We start from the raw sequence: 19041 nt of genomic DNA on the forward strand, positions 1-19041 counted from the left end.
TGTCATATCACCAATGGCAAAAACTTCTCGCTAATAGTAGCTTAAGTTTACTCCATCCTTTCCTTCATGGCACTACCAACTATTTGGATATATTGTGTTTAAAGGCTGTCTTTTTGGAGATTTTTTTAGTTATTAAAATATATTTTCCCCAAAGGTAAACGTACTTTTTTTGCTTTAATATCCTCCTAACTGGCGCTTAACTTAATTTTATTGGAGCACTATGTTATAAAGATGTTGCTAATTTTTGTGCTATCCATCTTCCAAATTCGTATCCTAAATTTTGAGGTTTTCGATCTAGAGTTTATCATAAGATTTTTATCTATAGCAATCCTTGCAGGAGTCATAAATTTTTTACCCCACCCCAACCCTCCCCGCGGGTTCGGGGAGGGAGTAAGAAATTTACAAATGATTTAGGATTGCTATATTTATCTGTGGCTTTTCTATGACTTCTATTCATTATCACATCTGGATAGAGTTTCTAGATTGTCTGGATATCCCTGAATACACAAATGAGACACTTTATTTACGGAGACACCCAAAAAATCAGCAATTTTAGCTTGATTTTTTCGGCGTTGCTGATTTACGGTATGAAAGGCTAAATATGCCAGTCATATAAACCAGTATCGACAAAGCTTGGGGATTTTCAACTGATTTTTTTCATACCCTGATTAAGCAACGCCATGTGTGTTATTTTTGACGCTCGGAGGACAACTTCATCATACTTTAGTTCAGCAGTTCAGCAACTCCGCCGATTATTCTCAAACACAACATTTGTTCTTGAACACCTGGGTTTTAGCACCTGCTTGTACGTCCGGTGAGGCTCGCCACCACCGCCACTAACTCAGCAGCATCTACGGGTTTGGTCAAATGCATCTGAAAACCTGCTAATAGTGCCTGCTGACGATCGTCATTCCGGGCATAAGCCGTCAGCGCGATCGCCGGTAGCCTACCGCCCCGCTGCGCTTCAAGTTGTCGCAACTTGCGGATCAGGGAGTAGCCATCCTCATCCGGCATCCCAATATCGCTCACTAAAACATCGGGGCTGCGATCGGTTGCGGTTTCGATAATGGTCAAGGCCTCCTTGACCGAAGCCACAGCCATGACATCAGCACCATACTTTTCGAGAATCGTACTCAGCAACTCTAGCGCGTCAGCCTCGTCCTCTACCACTAAGATTTGTAAGCCTTCAAGGGTCGGCGAGGTCTGAAACCTCCCATTCGCCTCGACGAGCGAGTTTAATGGCTCTGGATCGCTGGGTGGTAGATGGATAATCATCACGGGCAGTTTGACTGTAAAGGTCGTCCCCTGTCCTATCCCTGGACTCACTACCGTTACAGTCCCGCCATGTAATTCAACTAATTGACGCACAATGGCTAACCCTAAACCCAACCCCCCATAACTGCGAGTAGTCGTGCTGTCGTGTTGGCTGAAGCGATCGAAGACAAACGGTAGAAAATCCGAGCTGATGCCTGCTCCAGTGTCGCTGACAGTAATTTCAATATGGGAATTAACCCGCTGCAAACGAATCTGGACTCGCCCGTCTTTAGGCGTAAATTTTAGGGCGTTAGAAAGTAGATTCCACACAACTTGCTGCAACCTATCGGCATCACCCAACAGCGGGCCAACTTCAGAATCGAGCACGCTTTGCAGGCGAATTGACTTTGCCTCAGCCGCCAAGTGTACAGACTCAATCGCCGATTCAATCACCGGCACGAGGTTGACAGGACGGACTCGGAGGCGCAGTTTACCCGTGATGATGCGAGAAACATCGAGGATGTCTTCGATGAGCTGGGCTTGAGACTTCGCGTTTCGCTCGATCGTCTCCAAAGCCCGCAGGATCTTATCCTCACTCAGGGTTCGCTGCCGTAACATCGCTGACCATCCTAAGATCGCGTTGAGAGGAGTTCTGAGTTCATGAGAAAGAATCGAGAGAAACTCATCCTTGGCACGGTTGGCTGCCTCAGCGTCTGCCCGAATTATTTGTTCACGCATCAATAATTCGTCTTTGGTGCGATTAGACGCTTCCAGTTGGGCAGTGCGTTCTTGCACCCGTTGCTCTAGCTCCACATTAATCGCCTGGATACGGCGGCGACTCTCTTCTAGTTCCTGGTTTGTAAGGGCGAGTTGGGCTGGACTTGGCGCATCAAGCGCCACTGGAATTAAGGGAATCAGTAAAAAGGTGAACGTATAGAAAGACCAAACACCAGTGACAGCTTTGATCAGTCCTGACACCCAATAAATGGGGTGCCAAAGTGTCACTATTTCCATCAGGTGCGTCGTGCCACATAAGGCAAAGATAAAAAAGAAACCCACCAGCAGCGTCACCGTGTGGGCAGGCAGATCCTTACGTTCATTTGTAAAGTAAACAATGGCAACCGCCACCGAGTAATAAGCGAGGGTAGTCAAGGCATCGGACGTTATGTGCAGCCAGACTAACCCCGGTTTCCAGAGGTAACAATGCCCGTGAGGAATGAAATTATTAGAAAAGAAGGTGCTCAAGAGGTCAGGCATATTAGTTTACGGCACTGTCAAGTTAATTTAGGGGGTGTCATCAATTCAACCAGATGACCGCAGCAGCCAGAAGAATCGCACGCCGGAAAGTTCACCGCCCTAGGGTGACAGCGCGTCGCGATTGCCTGATACTGCTTGAACTTGGGGGGGGAAAGTTCTCCATCAAATGACGGGCTTTGTACAATTGAGCATAGTAAGTTTCCAGGGTATTGCAATTGCGGCGAGGTGAAATCACGGTGGTCTTCCCCTCGGCATTGAGGCGGTCAATCACACGCTGATCTGGATCATAGCCCTTGTTAGCCAGCAGTGTATCCGCCACCAGTAATGGCTGCAGTTGCTCGCCTCCTACTCGCGTCACCAGTTTGTCGGGGGGTGAGGTGAAACCCCAACGGATTGCCCAACGCATCCACGCGCTCGCATGAATCTTGTTACTCAATGGCCCTTTGCTGCCTCCAATTGCTTCATTCCTACGCTCCTCAAAAAGCTCAGCAGGAAGATGTTTCTTTCAAGTGGGAAAATGCCTGAATTAAAACTAAGTGTACCGCCGGGGAAATAGTAGGTAAATGTGCTTTAATATATGTCGTCAAAATTCGCTCCTAAAAACGAAAATAAAAAATGTTAGAGTTTGATCGCCTGTTCCAAACAATCGAAGAATTAGTAATGCTGCACTCACCCAGCGGTGCGGAATCGGAAATTAACCAGCGGTTGATGGAAAAATTCGCCGCCCTGGGAGTGAATGCTTGGGTCGATCGCGCGGACAATGCGATCGCCCTAATTAAGGGTCGCAATCCCGAAAAGTCGATCGCCATTACCGCCCACAAAGACGAAATTGGCGCCCTAGTTAAAACAATAGGCGAGAGTGGCCGCGTGGAAGTCCGCAGATTGGGGGGCTCGTTTCCTTGGGTTTACGGCGAAGGCGTGGTGGATTTGCTCGGAGACAAGCAAACAATTAGCGGCATTCTCAGCTTCGGTTCCCGCCATGTTTCTCACGAATCTCCTCAGAAAGCTCAGCAGGAAGATGTTTCTTTAAAGTGGGAAAATGCCTGGATCGAAACTAAGTGTACCGCCGAGGAATTAGCCGAGGCCGGAATTCGACCGGGCACGCGGATGGTGGTGGGAAAACACCGCAAGCGCCCGCTGCGTTTGAAGGATTGGATCGCGAGCTACACTCTGGACAACAAGGCTTCAGTGGCGATTTTGCTGGCTCTGGCGGAATGTTTGAAAGAGCCTGCGGTGAATGTTTATTTGGTAGCGTCGGCGAAGGAGGAGGTTGGGGCGATCGGAGCTTTGTATTTCACGCAGCGCCAGCCGTTGGACGCGCTGATCGCTTTGGAAATTTGCCCTCTGGCGCCGGAATACCCGATTCGTGACAGCGAAAACCCGGTTTTGCTGGTTCAGGACGGCTACGGAGTCTACGATGAAGGATTGAACGCCCAATTGCGCGCAGCCGCCGCAGCCGCCGATGTAGAGGTGCAGTTGGCGGTAATTAGCGGTTTTGGGAGCGATGCTTCGATCGCGATGAAGTTCGGCCACGTAGCCCGCGCCGCTTGTTTGGCTTTCCCCACCCAGAACACCCACGGCTTTGAAATTGCTCATCTCGGGGCGATCGGCAATTGCGCCGCCATCCTCAAAGCCTACTGTGACGAGCTTTGGGACGACTAGAAAAAAAACTTTCACAAAGTAGTTGACAGATCGGGAAAGATTAGTTAAGGTAATAAAGGTGCGGAACACAAGCAAACGCAACGACGCGCCCCCATCGTCTAGAGGCCTAGGACACATCCCTTTCACGGATGCGACGGGGATTCGAATTCCCCTGGGGGTATTGAAAATTTAAGTCTGATATCAAAGTGATATCTAGTATGTGGGGTGGGCATTTTGCCCGCCCTTATTGCTATTCGGTTTAACATTAAGCTGATGCGTGCGATCGCCTTTTCGTTAGTTTGCACCATTGCCATTGATGTCGAAGTTTTCTATGATGGGAATTTCTGAAGGTGAGGAAGCTACGATTCGCAGGTTGATATCAACTATGATTTGATTTTTATCAACAACTACATTTGCTTTTTTTATTAAGAATTTTATTGGTAAACAATCGCCTGATTCAGGTTCGGGAGACGGCTGAGTTTTATATCCTGCGTCCTCCAGCCATTCACAAATCTTCCTCCAGTTTTCTACCTTTTCATCACCTTTCCCTACAAGATTTTTTACATATTGGTATAAAGTATTACAGAAATCTACGGCAATCCCCTTGGGGTTTTTACTGAGGGTTTCGGCAATTTCGGTGGGACTGTGACCGCAGAGTAGACCCCGTAGATGTTGTTTCTCTGTGGGCGTGAGCCGCTTTCCCTTGGCGGATGCTAGGTCTGTGTAGAGGGTTTCTAAGTCCCAGTCGCGGGCAGCTTCGGGGAAGCGATCGTTAGAGGATGCCATTGCAGGGGATAGGTTTCTGGATTTTTTATAATCAAAGTCTAGCACAATTCCTAATGCTTATTAGTTTCTTTGTTAAAGGTAGTTAGGTTAGTATCAGGGAAAGCAGGATCGTGATTAATTTTACACAGGAAATTTGGGCAAGGCTCACTTCTTGCGAGGTACAGTTTTCTGCTCGACAGAGTTATCCACACAAACTCCTCATAATTAGGTATTTACCCGTAAATGTTTAACCACGAATACAAAAAAGAGGCACAAGAGAAACTGCGCCGTGCAGTAGAAAACTACCAAAGAGATTGTGAGTATTTACAAAATGCCGCTGGAAGTCTTTATCAAACGCGAGTTAATCGTGGGGTTGAGATTATCCAACTATGCGAAAATTACATTAACACGTTGGCAAACTCGCCAAAAGAGTTTAGCAAAGTCGTTACAAAACTGAAGTTTCAGCTCCAGGAAATTACTGGCAAAGATTGGGATCTAATTTATTCGGCTCATAACAGCAATGTAGCAGCAGCAGGTGGTGCAGGAGTCATGGCTGGAGCAGGAGTTGCCTGTTTTGGGCCAGCAGCAGCAATGGCAATTGCTACAACTTTTGGAACAGCCTCAACAGGTACTGCGATTGCTTCTCTTTCCGGTGCAGCCGCCGTTAATGCTGCTTTAGCCTGGTTAGGAGGTGGCGCTCTTACTGTGGGTGGTGGCGGTATGGTGGCTGGAAATGCACTGCTGGCACTAGCAGGGCCGATTGGCTGGGGGATTGGTGGTGTAGCTTTGGCTGGTAGTGCTTTTTGGACAAGTAGCGAGAATGAGAAAATTGGGAACGAAGCCAACAACCGCGCTCTTGAAATTGAAGGTGACACAGCTAAAGTCAACATAACCAAGAAAGAAGTCAATCTTCTGGAGGGGGAAACTGTCAAACTAGCTAACTTGATTCAAAGTGAACTGCAATACTTCAAGCAGAATGCACCTTTGAATTACCTGAATTTTAGCCAAGCTCTCAAACAAAGGCTGGGGACTTTAATCAATTCCATTACTTCCCTGAGCGAGTCGATTAAAAAGACCGTAGACCTGAAAATGTAATTATAATTTGGAGTGCAGCATTATGCTCTAGCAATTAGGGAGTAATGCTGCTATTTTTTTAAACATGGAAAACAGAGAAGATAGACATCTGACAACTCAATTCGTTGCTGCAATAGTAGCAGAGGAAAATCTGCGCCATGCAGAACAGCTTGCAACGGAACTCAGTAAACAAGACCGAGCATTTTTTGCAGCGGTCGGAGAGATTGATAAAGTTCGTGATTTTGTAGGTAGCCCAGAAAAAATTCTGGGAAACACAAGCACAAAACACGGTGAAATAGCTGAGCAAGTGGAAGTTGGTATTCGCAATGCAAAATCTCTTTTGAACTCCTCTGAAACTCGCGCTACTTTTGAGGGAGTGGGTAGAACAGCACCGGAAGATTATTTAATTGATGGTATTAAAGTACAGTCTAAATTTGTGAATGGGGTTGGCAATAATTTAGACCACGTTCTCGACCACATGAAGAAATACGAAAACTTTGGCAGAGATGGGTCATATTACCATATCCCTAAAAACCAATATGAAATTATTGATAAAATTTTGAAAGGGCAACAAGTCGAGGGAATAACAAGTCGTACTGCTCAAAAAATACAAGAAAAAGCTCAAGAAATAGAGCAGATGTCTGGTCGTCCTTTCAGTCAGACTGTTCAAGCTGGCTCGTCTAACTATGAAGATGTGCAAATAGGCAAAGTTGACGATACGCTAGACCGCAAAGAGCATGAATTAAAGCAAGAACACAAACAAATTAAGGATGGGATACGCTACGAGGCTCAACCTACTCTGGCTGATTTTGGTAACGTTGCTTTTAAAGGCGCGGTTATTGGTGGTAGTATTCGATTTGCTACTAAGCTTTACGCTAAGTATAAGCAAGGTAAAAACGTTTTTAAGGGTGAGTTAACCCCCGAAGACTGGCAAGAAATTGGAATTGATACCGCAAAAGGAGCTGCACTTAGTGGTATATCGGCAACAGCTATTTATGGGTTAACCAATTTTACCCAAATGTCTGCACCTTTAGCTGGTGCTTTTGTTAGTGCAGGCTTGGAAGTTGCTAGTTTAGTCGGTAGTTTTAATCGAGGGGAAATTACTGCCGATCAATTCGTTGAATTAAGTTTATTTGCTTGTGCTGATTCAGCCATTGTTGCTGCTGGGGCTACTATCGGACAAGCTTTGATTCCGATTCCTGTTGTTGGCGCTTTCATTGGTGCGATCGCGGGTCGAATCGTGACTGGTTTTTGCAAGCAGTTATTGGGACAAGATACTCATCTTGCTCGACAAGTGGAACAATATTATCAACAGTCCCTGGCTAAAATTGACCGAGCTTACAAGGCAGCCGTTGCTAATCTTCTTGCTACCTATGAACGACTAGGTAATTTAGCAGAAGCAGCTTTTGATCCTAACTTAAACCTCGAAGTGAGATTACAAGCTAGTATCGAATTAGCTGAAGCTTATGGCGTTTCTGATTCCAAGATTATTCACAATGTAGATGAGCTTGACTCTTTTATGCTGAGTTAATCGAATAAAATATTAGGAAATCATCGGGAATTTTTAACGCAGATTTAGTATAAGGTGCGCCGAAGCGCACCCTACAGAATTAGATCAAAGTTTTTACTCGTGCAACTTCAACAGCGGTTCAATCTGCTGCCTTTGAAACTGCAATTCATCCGCCAAAGGTTGGTAAATTTCTCGATCGCCCTTTGCATCGCAATAATCCCACAAACCATTGTAACAGTGCCTGTCGTCGTCCCAACCCGGATGGTTAACAATCGGATACAAACAGACTCCATCTATCGGAACGCCTGCTTTCATTGCCGCGGCTACCTCCGTGCACACATAATTCAACCAGACGGGTCTAAAATCGTCTTCAGTACCCGTTTCGGCGATGAATAAGGGGCGGCCGTAGCGATCGAACACTTCTTGCAGCATTTCGCGAAACGGGCGGTACAGCTTGTCAGTGTATTTCATGGGATCTTCATTGTGAATCCACTGATTGCGATCGTAATAATTCAACCCAATAATATCGAGATATTTTTCCTTACCGCCAAGTTCCGGGCGAAAGCGTCCCGCCAACATATCCCAAGCTTGATATTGCGATAAGCGATAACCTTCCGCCTCGTCTCGATCCTGCGGCCTGTCAGGATCGGCAATAATGTTAATTACCGGGTCGATTTGAACGATGCGAGTGCGGGGATTGACTTTCCAAACTGATTCTATCCCTGCGATCGCAGCTTTGATTAACTGGGTTTTGAGCTCGTCTCCCCTTCCTTTAGCAAAAGGATTGATATAAGCAACTTCGCCGCCGGCCCAAGCAATAAATGAAATTTCATTGACAGGTGTTACAAAAGGTGTTTGGTCGGTTTCCTCAGTTAGCACTTCCATAAAAGCGCTCACCATCTGGGCAAATCTGGACACAAACTCGTCGCTGAAAATATCAATATCGTCTGGCCAGCCGTAGTGAAACAAATCCCAAATTACCTGCATTTTCATGTCGCGGGCGGCCCGGATGATTGGCAGGGAACTGGAAAAATCGTATTTTCCGGGCGACTGTTCAATTAAGTGCCAGCGGAGGCCTTCGCGGACTGTGTAAATGCCTTGCTGTTGCAATCGCTGGTAGTCGGCGACTGCAAATTTATCGTGGCCGGTGGCGGCTGTGACATCGAGGCGTTTTCCTGATAGCAATTTGTGGGTAGAACATTCAAAGCCACCCATGAAAAAACTTTGAAACATCACTGGATAATGGGTAATTGGTAATGGGGCATCGGGCATCGGGCATCGGGCATCGGGGATTGGGCATTGGGCATTGGAAGAGGTTCATAAATGATTGAGACTTGTTATATCCAATAACTTGGAACTGCGGGCAATTATTACCAATCACCAATTACCAATTACCAATCACCAATCACCAATCACCAATTACCAATTCCCCATGCCCCATGCCCCATGCCCCATGCCCAATTAGCACTGAGTAATAGCTTGCGACTGTGCACTTTCTTCGGGAATATCCCAGCCGAGAGTTGCCGCCGCCATCGCCTCTAGGGGAAACTTGGGAGTGCGATCGGCATACAGCAAACCGTTAGCTTCTTGGAAAGTATCGGTTAACTGCGTGTAACAAAATCCACTGAACATTTCCACTTGGTTTACCACCTTCAGCAGGGCGGTGTAGCGCCTTTGCAGTTCCTTAGTGTCCCACGCGCGCACGTAGCCCCAAACTCTGTAATATTCGGGGTTTTCGTGGCCGGCGCAGGCGATGCCGCCGAATTCTGTCAGCATCATCGGCTGTCCTTGGTGCGGGTGGCCGTCGAGGGTGAGGATGCGCCCTCCCGGACGCCCGCGATCGAACAAATCGGCTAGCTGCACTTCCGGCCCGTAGCGCTTGGCTAGGGTTTGCGGGTTGTTGTCGTAGTCGTGAATCGCCAGGATGTCGGTATCGATGCTTTCCCAGCCGTCGTTACCGATGACGGGGCGAGTCGGATCGAGGGTTTTTGTCAAGAAATACAGCGCTTGCACGTAGTTGCGGTGGGCTGCGGCTTCGACTAAATTCGGAACTCCCCAGGATTCGTTGAACGGCACCCAGACTACGATACAGGGGTGGCTGGCGTCGCGGTCGATGACTTCCGTCCACTCGCGCGTCAGCCGTTCAACGGCTTTGGGAGTGAAGCGGTAGGCGCTGGGCATTTCTTCCCAAACTAGGAGCCCCAGCACGTCGGCCCAGTACAAAAAGCGCGGATCTTCGATTTTTTGGTGCTTGCGGACGCCGTTGAAACCCATTGCTTTGACTAATTCGACATCGTGGCGCAAAGCTTCGTCGTTAGGGGCAGTCATCATCGTGTCGGGCCAGTAACCTTGGTCGAGCACCAACCTCAAGTAGTAGGGGCGGCCGTTGAGCATGAAGCGATCGCGCTGGATGCTGACCGTCCGCATGGCGGTATAAGATTTAACCTCGTCGAGTAGTTTACCGTCGGCCCACAACTGCACTTGAGCATTAATTAGCGTCGGTTTTTCGGGACTCCACAGCAATTCGTTGCGGTAGTCGTCGATACCCGGGTCTGAGAGGGCGATGCGGCGGTGGATTTCGCCGTTGATGACTTCGTAGGTGTCGTTGACAAGCATTAAGCAGCCGATCGACAGTTTAACTTTAATCTGAATTCCCGACTGGCGATCGCCCGCGACAAACGCTTCAAAACCGATTTCCCAGCGTTCAAACTGGGGAGTCCAGCGGATGCGCTCGATATAAGTGTGAGGCACCAATTCTACCCAGACTGTCTGCCAAATACCGGTCGTGCGCGGATACCAAATACTGTGGGGCTCTATTTGCCAGTCTTGCTTGCCGCGCGGTTTCTCCAAATCTTGCGGGTCGTCCTGGGCCCAGACTGTCACCCGCTGCGGCCCGCTGAGGTTCAAAACTGCTGTAATGTCTGCGGTGAAAGGAGTGTGTCCGCCTTGGTGTTCGATGACAAACTGACCGTTCACCCAGACGCGGGCGCGGTAGTCTACGGCCCCGAAGTGCAGCAGCACTCTGCTTTCTGTGTGGGGTAAGTCAAATTCGCGTTCGTACCAGCAGTTGGCGTGAAAATTCGTGTCGCCGATCCCGCTTTTTGCCGATTCTGGAGCAAACGGCACTTCTATAGTGTGAGTCCACTCAGAAATATCGATCGGCTGCACGCAGTGCCCCGCGTCGTCGTAAGCAAACCTCCACTGACCGTTGAGACAAATCCAGTTGCTCCGGCGCAGTTGTGGGCGCGGATAACCTGTTTTCCGTCCTTGAACTGTCACCTTACTATCAAGAGTTGCAGACTCTTCTATTTCGCAATTTTCTATTTCTCTACCTAACCAACTCATCGGCACATCTACCCAAAGTTATATTTATAGGTTAGCGACAATTACCCCGACTTTGACAAGTTTTTTGCTGATTAATTTGTAAAAGTTTAGCAAAGTAAAACAGCCTCATCTAAAGGCTGTCTTATGCTGAACTCATTAATCATAAGAAAGAAGAAAAAACCAGGAAGATTTTTCCTATCCCCCCCTCTCCCCCCTCTCCCCCTCTCCTTCTAGCTAGCAAGACTTTGCAAACCTCCTAAAGGTTCAGTTAGCTCAGTTTTGAGAGAAAATTCTTCTGCAAACGGCAAACAATGAAATATTTGCTGTAGTCCCGTGAGTTCAAAGAGAATTCTAACTTGTTCGCTCATGGCAGAGATCAAAAGTATACATTCGCTGTCTCTAACTAATTTCACGATCGCCACTACAGCCATTAACTCGGAATTTTTCAGGAAATTTATTTTAGAGAAATCCAGCATCAGAATTTTGCCACCGCTTTCAATGAGGCGCTGTATTTCTTTCTGAAACTGAGCAAATTGAGAAATTTCTAAAACCTCATGAGACAAAACAATTTTCACTAGAACGTTCATTTTTACCTCAATGCTTGTTTGAATTATTAAATAACTTATGATGAAAACCGAGTAAGGTGCTCTGTGGGCACCTTACCTTTTTACCCGTAACTAGCAGCTTCCAGCTACTTGGTAGCAGATTTGCCGTTGCCGTTGCCGTGGCTGTTGCCGTTGTTGATAGCAGCGACTTCTAGAGAAGCTGCGCCTGGGCGATGGGCAACTCCATTGGAGGAGCTGACATTAGAGGCAGAAGCGTTAACATTTTCTACCAATTCAATCACCGGCTTGGTAGTAATTTGAGTGTAAGTTGTCAGAGCTTGAGCGACCACTTGATCCATGTTGTAATACCTGTAAGTCGCCAGCCTTCCCACGAAAGAAACTCCCGGAGTTGCATCAGCCAAAGCCTTATATTTCTTGTAAATTTCGGCATTTTCTGGACGCGGGACTGGGTAGTAAGGGTCTCCCTCAGCTTGGGGATATTCGTAGACAATGCTCGTTTTTAGATGCTCTTGTCCGGTGAGGTATTTAAACTCCGTGCAGCGAGTATATAAATGCTCGTTGGGGTAATTTACCACCGGTGCTGTTTGGTGTACGGGTACGTTCAGCGTTTCGTGCTTGAATTCCAAGGAACGGTAAGGAAGTTTGCCGTAGCAATAATTGAAATAGGAATCGACAGGCCCGGTATAAATCATTTCCCCGTAAGGGATAAAGCCCTCAATCTCCCGGTAGTCGGTATTCAGCATCACCTTGATGTTTGGGTGAGAAAGCATCTTTTCAAACATCCGAGTGTAGCCGTGCAGCGGCATTGCTTGATAGGTATCGGTAAAATAGCGATCGTCCCGGTTAGTGCGAGTGGGTACCCGCGCAATCACTGAGTTGTCGAGTTCCGACGGATCCATTCCCCACTGTTTGCGGGTGTAGTTGCGGAAGAATTTCTCGTAAAGTTCGCGGCCGACTTTGCTGACAACGACATCTTCGGAAGTGCGAATGTAATCCTTGGGTTCTGCTACTTTCGCGAAGAAATCTTCTACTTCAAATGAGGTGAGATTCAGTCCGTAAAGTTGGTTGACGGTGTTGAGATTGATGGGAATTGGCAGCAGTTGACCGTCAACGCTGGCGAGCACGCGGTGTTCGTAGGGCCGCCACTCGGTGAAGCGCGAAAGATACTCAAAAACGGGGCGCGAATTGGTGTGAAAAATGTGGGGGCCGTATTTGTGTACGAGGATGCCGTGGTTGTCGTAGTGATCGTATGCGTTGCCGCCGATGTGGTTGCGGGTATCAATTATCAGGACTGTTTTTCCGGCTTCATTTGCTAGTCTTTCGGCAATGACGCTACCTGCAAATCCTGCACCGACAATTAAATAGTCAAACATTAAAACACCTCTGATTTTTAGTAAGGTAATGGGTAATTTCTAATTGAAAACAAAGCGATGAGTGTTGAGTGTTAAGTTTTGAATGCGTACATTGGTAACTCTTTAACTTAAACCTCCACCTTCCTAACTTAAAACTTTCATCCTGCCTTCTGCTTTCTGCCTTGTGCCTTCGATCGCACTTTCGATCAACCCCAGCATTTCGCCCCAGGTATTGTCCCAAGAATTGTCTGCTAAAAAGGCGTCTACTTCGCTCAGCCACTTGGTGCGAACGTCCGAACTTTCGCTGAGGATTTCTTCACCACAAGCAACGAATTCTTCAGAATTGCTAGCAATCCGAACCAAGCCGTTTTCTCCGTAGGGCCGCACCACGTCGCGGATAGGAGTAGAAATCACCGGTTTGCCGGCAGCGAGGTATTCTGGAGTTTTCGTGGGACTAATAAACTTAGTCGATTCGTTAATCGCAAAAGGCAGCGTGGCGATATCCCACCCGCCAAGATACGCTGGCAGTTCTTGATAAAATTTGCCACCGAGATAGTGGATATTTGGGTGAGTTGGCAGAGTTGCCGGATCGATTTTCACCACCGGGCCAATGATGACTAAATGCCAGTCCGGCTTTGCTTCCGCAAGGCCCGCTAGCAGTTCGATATCCATGCGTTCGTCTATGACGCCATAAAATCCCAAACGCGGGTGAGGGATGTTTTTTTGATCCGCCGGTTCTTCTGAAAGATTCCTGGCTTTAGCAAAGTGTTCTTTTTCGATGCTGCTGGGGAAGGGGTGAATGTTTGGGTGCTGGTGCTGTTTGGCTTCGTATAAATTGTGTCCCCCGGTAAATACTACGCTAGCGCGCTTTAATAATTGGTTTTCATTGGCTTTTAAATCGGGGTGCGCGCCTTGGAATGCTGACAGTTCATCCATGCAGTCATAGACTACAGCTAGCGGCTTTAAGTGGTTGGTGAAACTGACAGCCATTGGTGTGTAATACCAGAGGATATACTGGCTAATGTCTGCCGCTCTCAACAAATCATCTAGCATTGCCTGCTGAGCAGTTTGTGCTGTTGCTTCGCTGGTTCCTTCGCTCAGGTGCGGTACTATTACCCAGACTCCGCTTTCGTGGATGCTGACATCAAGCCACCAATCTCTAGCCGCGCTAAACACAGGTTCTTCTAGAAAGAATACACGACGAGTTTTGGCACAGCGACTCAAGAGATGTTGCGGACGCTGATAGACAAAATTCCACCGCAAATGAGACAGGCAAACTAAATCTGGTACATTTACAGCCTCAGTTGTTGATAAGTTGGCGCGCAATGCGGGCGACGCAGCGAATTGAGAGGGCGATTTGGCTGTATCTATAGATGTAAATCGGATCTCCCATGCTCGATCGTTATTGCTATAATTATTGTTTACTGAGTTTTCTGGGGGCGACATATTAGCCTCTGGAATTTGTCAAGGAAAATTTGTCCGTTAAAAGTTGTCAATAGGATATATTTCTCAGCAGTGTCTTACTGAAAGTTGCAAGCCTCAATCTGAGAAATTTTATTGACGAGCAAGCGCCGCATTCATTGAACCAAACAAAGAAACTGTTTAGCTGCGGAAAAAACAGGCTTATCTGCTTTTTTCAAAATTGAAACTTGGAGATAAGTTAATATGGTTTGACTTGCTATTGTTGTTAAATATAACCCGGTTTTTCTGCGATTACTTCTATCTGAAGGATGAGTTCTCTCTCAGGACACACCCAGCTTACACGCTGGGTTCCAAAGCCGTTAAAATGCCGATCGACCTTGTAAAATGACTCTTAACTGGCAGGTACGGGGTGAAAAAAGAGCGAGTTTTATTGCTTTATTTGGAGATGATAGAAAATTTGCCATTAAGCTTATGTTGCTTTTTGATTTGACAAACCTTGCTTTTTTTAACTCATCCGATCGCTAATTTGGAAAATTTGTATCCTAATATACCAAGTCGCGCCAGAGATTTCTGACTTCCGATAGATTAACAATTGACAGTTTATGCAGTGAGGTTAAACTCACCTAAGAGTACCTGTCTCAACAATACCAAAGAAACCAGGCAACCGCAACGATAAACCTAAGATTTTGCGCGAGTCTGTGGGAAGAAACCAAGATGATGACATTGGCGCTGTGGGCGTCAGTTTAACCTCGCGCCCACAGCACAAATGTCAATCATCCCTCTAAGGGCTGGTTCGCCGATATCTGCAATCAAAGGCAAAATATCCACCTAAATCCGCGACTCTAAAATTGCTGCTATTTTATAGTCGGCGGCTGTCAATCTTGGCGATTCCTCCTCCAAAGGCAAAATCTTGCACCGTGGAACTCTTTAAGAAATCGTGAGGAAAACCCAATTCAATTGCACTTACTTTGTCTAACTGCTGCATTTGTTCGGGAGTTAATTCAAACTCCAAACAAGCGAGATTTTCCTGAAGTTGCGAGAGTTTGCGCGAACCCACAATCGGAATAACTTCGACTGGCTGTTGGATCAGCCAATTTAGCGCTACTTGAGAAGCAGGTTTGCCAATTTCGGCTGCTATTTTGCTAACTTCGTCAGCAATTTTGAGGTCTCGTTCGTTAATTTTTCCCGATTCAGGTGAATTCAGCCGTTTAGCTTCACTGGCTGTTTCTGAAGTGTTGTATTTTCCTGTCAGCAAACCGGCTGCTAGAGGACTCCAAGCTGTGACGCCAATATCAAAGGCTTTGGCCATAGGGATCAAGTCCCGTTCTGGAGTTCGCTCTTTTAAAGAATACTCGATTTGCAAGCCGATAAATGGTGTCCAACCGCGCAGATTGGCGATCGTATTTGCTTGAGAAATAATCCAAGCCGGCGTATCGGAAATGCCGATATAAAGAATTTTGCCGGCGCGCACCAAATCATCAAAAGCGCGCATCACTTCTTCGACTGGTGTCGTAAAATCCCAAGCGTGCAGCCACAGCAAATCTATGTATTCAACTTGCAGCCGCTTCAAACTGGCCTCTACTGCTTGCACCATATTTTTGCGGTGGTTGCCGAAACCGTTGATTTCGCCATTCTTCATGTTGAGGCTATACTTAGTGGCAACTACCCATTTTTCGCGATCGGCTGCGATGAACTCACCGACATATTTTTCGCTAGTACCGTTGGTGTAGAGATTCGCGGTATCAATGAAATTGCCGCCCGCTTCTGCAAAGGCGTCGAACATTTTACGGCTTTCGTCGTAGGAGCTCCCCCAACCCCACTCTTCCCCAAAAGTCATGGTTCCGAGGCAGATTTCGGAAACGCGAAGTCCGCTGTGACCTAGTAGTTTGTATCTCATGTCACCCGTCCGTTAGTTAATGGTTGTTAACAGTTTAGATCGGGATTTCCCAAACTGTTGCCATCAGTCGGGGTGGCGGGCTTTTGTTGTGCATTAGCGCTGTGCTGGATGTGGAATGTTTCCCAAGTTAATCAAAATGTCGTAGCTGGCGGGGCGGAACGCCATCGCCCCTGTGTTTACTTTCAACACCCTGCAGGGGCGAGCCTTTTACTAATGTATTGAGGATTACACTGCTCAATTAAAATACAGTAAAAACGGAGAACTTTTGTCTACCTTTAGATAGGTATTTTCTGAAATGAGTTAAATAAAAAAATTGCTATCTTAAATATCACAAAACCAGACAGAACCAGAGAAAAAATTAATGTAGCTAAATTAACTTTTTAGCGTTATAGTGATTTACAGATTACAAAAACTAGGTGACTCACTTGGCTGACATCGTTGATACCGCCGTTTCGGCAGGCTCTTTTACTACCCTAGTTGCTGCCGTCCAAGCCGCTGGTTTAGTAGATACTCTCAAAGGCGCTGGCCCTTTCACAGTTTTCGCTCCTACAGACGAAGCTTTTGCTAAGCTTCCCGCAGGTACTGTAGACTCACTGCTTAAGGACATTCCTAAGCTCAAAAAAATCTTGACTTATCATGTCGTTTCTGGCAAAGTTATGGCCGCTGATGTGGTCAAACTGAAATCTGCGAAGACAGTTGAAGGCTCAGAAGTTAAAATTGATGCTTCCAATGGCGTCAAAATCAATGATTCTACCGTTACTACAGCCGATGTTGCTGCTGATAATGGTGTCATCCACATTATTGATTCAGTCTTGCTTCCTGCGTAAGCACAGACTTAGATAGCGCAATACTATCTTGAGGGCGGTGGCTGTTGTTAGCCACCGCTCTTTTTTAATTGATAGTTGAGATTTAAATATTTTACACAGCTCGATAATTAAAACTATCGCTTTTTTCTCACTCTAGACGGAGGAAAAGTGAAAATCAGGATGATCTTCAATTACATCCCAATACTTCTCGGTTAAGGTCTAAGCATTACTGAGAATAGAAAAATGAAGCTCCTGGCGCTGAGTACCAGTACCTTTATGAAAAGGTTTTTTGGACAAAAACTTGGAGCGAGGTTTTTTAACAACGCGGGGGTTATTTCGACCCTGACGTTTTGGGATCTTTTCATCCAAAATGTCGCGAATCAGCCCTTGAAAAAAAAGGGGATAGTTAAGATTGTTCAATATTTTGAAAATTAGGAATTGCCCCATCACATTCAGAGTACCAGTAAAACCAATCCGTAACGGTGAAATTCCCGCTGTTTCTGCCGCTTGAAACATTAAACAACGGATGCACCAATGTCCGAGTAGCCAGCCATAAATTTCTTGAACAACTTCACTCTTGCTTGAGAGAACGAATGGGAGTTTTGCGACCTAAAAGATGAGTTTTAAGTTCATCAATGGTACTTTCGATTTCCCATCGTTGGTGGTATTCTGCTGCTAATAATAAAGCTGGAAAAACCGTTACATCCATCAAACTGGTAATCAGACGATAAGTTCTTGGCTCCGAATCCGAATCAATTGTGTACTCAATGATTCTGACTTGAATCTTTACTGCACCTTGCGGTGCGGGATTTACCATTTGGATTTATCCAACTTAAATAGGAGCCATCTTATAACACTTGTTCGACCTCGAATTTAACATTGGCAGGTAATCGACCTAAGTAGTGACAAGATTGTTTAAGTGTCGCATTGACCATTTTATAAGAGTGCAATCCACGCGTCCCACATCAGCAGCATTCACGCAGTTACTGACCGGAGGAGTTTTTGAACCCGAACCCGCTCCCCAATCCGATATGGACACATCAACGCATCAATAATTAGATGAGTTCCTGTTTCTACCAGCAGCACTAATCTTACTTTTGGAAAAGCTGCTTTAGTCCCAGGGCGTGTTCCTGGATACCCAAAAACTCGCGGCTGGGGCTGGACTATCTGGGACATCTATCACTGTTCCATCTACTGCCATGACTCGTAATCCACCCAAAAAAGCCCCATCAGGAAAGTGGTGAAGCCATTGGATGAACTACTTGCTCAAATAACTGAGTGATTACTCTACATCCAACTCGCTGCCTAGCTTCACTTATTGAGGAACTACTGGGTACTTGCCAATACTCTCCTAACAATACTGCGGACAGTTTTTGAGGCAGAGGCTGAAACCCTCATTCTACCGTTAGCATTTGACCTCACTGAGAAGGCTGAAACCCTCATTATGCCGTTAGTGATTGAAAACTGTCCGGACTATTGTACTTAACCCCAGTAAGAGTGAGTGTGATTTTTGCTAAATTTTGCTTAATATCGCGTGGTAAAGGTTAAGAATGATCGCCTGGTTGAGGAGGATCACATCCTTCTTAAAGAAAGTTGACACCAATGAACCTTGCCTTACCCATACTCGAAGTAAGCCCCATCATCAGGTTGAACCAATGAGTGCTTCTACTCATACGCGGGAAATAGTCCGCCTAAAAGCCTTATGTTGGTCCAAAAAAAGACCCCATGGTTAAAAGAGGAGTCAGCCAGCGGAGGTCGGAGCAGTGAAGGGCAGCCGAAACCCTTGGTGTGTATAGGTTCAAAAAAAACTCAAAAATAGTTTCCCAAAAAGCTTGACAACCCCTTGCGAAATAAGTATATTAATAAAGCGCCAGAGAGAAGGCGGTTCACACCGCGGACTTAAGGCACAAAACTGAACCTAGAAAAAAGAATAGTTTGAAAGCTTAAAGCACTATTAACCTCGTCAAAAAAATCAAGATAGAGAGTCAAAGCGAGAGCTGATACTTAATATCGCAAACAACTAGAAAAATGTCAAGGGGAAAAAACCAGCTTCAGGGCTGAGTGGAAAGAACTTGATTAAAGCCAAAAGAACAATCCAACACGGAGAGTTTGATCCTGGCTCAGGATGAACGCTGGCGGTCTGCTTAACACATGCAAGTCGAACGGAGTAGAA

Annotated in this window: 13 protein-coding genes, 1 tRNA gene, 1 rRNA gene and 1 pseudogene; 6 read left to right on the plus strand and 10 right to left on the minus strand. The window is 46.4% G+C overall.

All coding sequences use genetic code 11. The annotated features are described in order from the left end of the window. Window positions 1–792: 792 nt before the first annotated feature. Entirely contained in the window at window positions 793–2511 is a 1719-nt protein-coding gene (locus QUA44_RS28250) for an ATP-binding protein (protein WP_333256534.1), read from the minus strand. A 91-nt stretch (window positions 2512–2602) separates the two neighbouring features. Beyond that, window positions 2603–2917, minus strand: coding sequence for a hypothetical protein (locus QUA44_RS28255; RefSeq protein WP_333256538.1), 315 nt, complete (start codon window positions 2915–2917; stop codon window positions 2603–2605). Between the two features lie 209 nt (window positions 2918–3126). Between QUA44_RS28255 and QUA44_RS28260 the strand changes: the two genes are divergently transcribed. Together QUA44_RS28260 and QUA44_RS28265 are read left to right on the plus strand one after the other, a co-directional pair. Continuing rightward, the gene (locus QUA44_RS28260) at window positions 3127–4173 is read left to right on the plus strand and encodes a M42 family peptidase (RefSeq protein ID WP_333256541.1); all 1047 of its coding nucleotides are present in this window, start codon (window positions 3127–3129) and stop codon (window positions 4171–4173) included. Between the two features lie 87 nt (window positions 4174–4260). Next, a tRNA-Glu gene (locus tag QUA44_RS28265) sits at window positions 4261–4333 on the plus strand. 113 nt (window positions 4334–4446) lie between these two features. Here the strand turns inward: QUA44_RS28265 and QUA44_RS28270 are convergent. Beyond that, on the minus strand, window positions 4447–4938 hold the full coding sequence (locus QUA44_RS28270; RefSeq protein WP_333256544.1) for a helix-turn-helix domain-containing protein: 492 nt from the start codon (window positions 4936–4938) through the stop codon (window positions 4447–4449). A 222-nt stretch (window positions 4939–5160) separates the two neighbouring features. On the opposite strand from QUA44_RS28270, the gene QUA44_RS28275 reads away from it, so the two are divergent. Together QUA44_RS28275 and QUA44_RS28280 are read left to right on the plus strand one after the other, a co-directional pair. Continuing rightward, the gene (locus tag QUA44_RS28275; RefSeq protein ID WP_333256547.1) at window positions 5161–6012 is read left to right on the plus strand and encodes a hypothetical protein; all 852 of its coding nucleotides are present in this window, start codon (window positions 5161–5163) and stop codon (window positions 6010–6012) included. A 64-nt stretch (window positions 6013–6076) separates the two neighbouring features. Continuing rightward, the gene (locus QUA44_RS28280; protein WP_333256550.1) at window positions 6077–7522 is read left to right on the plus strand and encodes a hypothetical protein; all 1446 of its coding nucleotides are present in this window, start codon (window positions 6077–6079) and stop codon (window positions 7520–7522) included. Window positions 7523–7615: 93 nt separating this feature from the next. Here QUA44_RS28280 and QUA44_RS28285 read toward each other — a convergent pair whose 3' ends face one another. The 6 genes from QUA44_RS28285 to QUA44_RS28310 all read right to left on the minus strand — a co-directional run bounded on the left by QUA44_RS28285 (window position 7616) and on the right by QUA44_RS28310 (window position 16062). Further along, window positions 7616–8773 (minus strand): beta-glucosidase, encoded by a 1158-nt coding sequence (locus QUA44_RS28285; protein ID WP_333310046.1) that lies wholly within the window; start codon window positions 8771–8773, stop codon window positions 7616–7618. A gap of 189 nt (window positions 8774–8962) precedes the next feature. Beyond that, entirely contained in the window at window positions 8963–10846 is a 1884-nt protein-coding gene (locus QUA44_RS28290; protein WP_333256555.1) for a glycoside hydrolase family 2 TIM barrel-domain containing protein, read from the minus strand. 209 nt (window positions 10847–11055) lie between these two features. After that, complete coding sequence (locus QUA44_RS28295) at window positions 11056–11412, minus strand: STAS domain-containing protein (RefSeq protein ID WP_333256558.1); 357 nt, start codon at window positions 11410–11412, stop codon at window positions 11056–11058. Between the two features lie 104 nt (window positions 11413–11516). After that, entirely contained in the window at window positions 11517–12764 is a 1248-nt protein-coding gene (glf, locus tag QUA44_RS28300; RefSeq protein ID WP_333256560.1) for a UDP-galactopyranose mutase, read from the minus strand. A 123-nt stretch (window positions 12765–12887) separates the two neighbouring features. Further along, on the minus strand, window positions 12888–14189 hold the full coding sequence (locus QUA44_RS28305) for a glycosyltransferase family 1 protein (RefSeq protein ID WP_333256563.1): 1302 nt from the start codon (window positions 14187–14189) through the stop codon (window positions 12888–12890). Between the two features lie 835 nt (window positions 14190–15024). After that, window positions 15025–16062, minus strand: a complete 1038-nt coding sequence (locus tag QUA44_RS28310) for an aldo/keto reductase (protein ID WP_333256566.1) — start codon at window positions 16060–16062, stop codon at window positions 15025–15027. Between the two features lie 425 nt (window positions 16063–16487). Here QUA44_RS28310 and QUA44_RS28315 point away from each other — a divergent pair, with 425 nt between their 5' ends. Then, window positions 16488–16889, plus strand: coding sequence for a fasciclin domain-containing protein (locus tag QUA44_RS28315; RefSeq protein WP_333256569.1), 402 nt, complete (start codon window positions 16488–16490; stop codon window positions 16887–16889). A gap of 363 nt (window positions 16890–17252) precedes the next feature. On the opposite strand, the pseudogene QUA44_RS28320 reads toward QUA44_RS28315, so the two are convergent. Then, window positions 17253–18223: pseudogene (locus QUA44_RS28320) on the minus strand (IS4 family transposase); the annotation flags it as partial. A 742-nt stretch (window positions 18224–18965) separates the two neighbouring features. On the opposite strand from QUA44_RS28320, the gene QUA44_RS28325 reads away from it, so the two are divergent. Beyond that, window positions 18966–19041, plus strand: a 16S ribosomal RNA gene (locus tag QUA44_RS28325); the annotation flags it as partial.

The sequence above is a fragment of the Microcoleus sp. N9_A2 genome, from assembly GCF_036701775.1.
Classification (GTDB): domain Bacteria; phylum Cyanobacteriota; class Cyanobacteriia; order Cyanobacteriales; family Microcoleaceae; genus Microcoleus.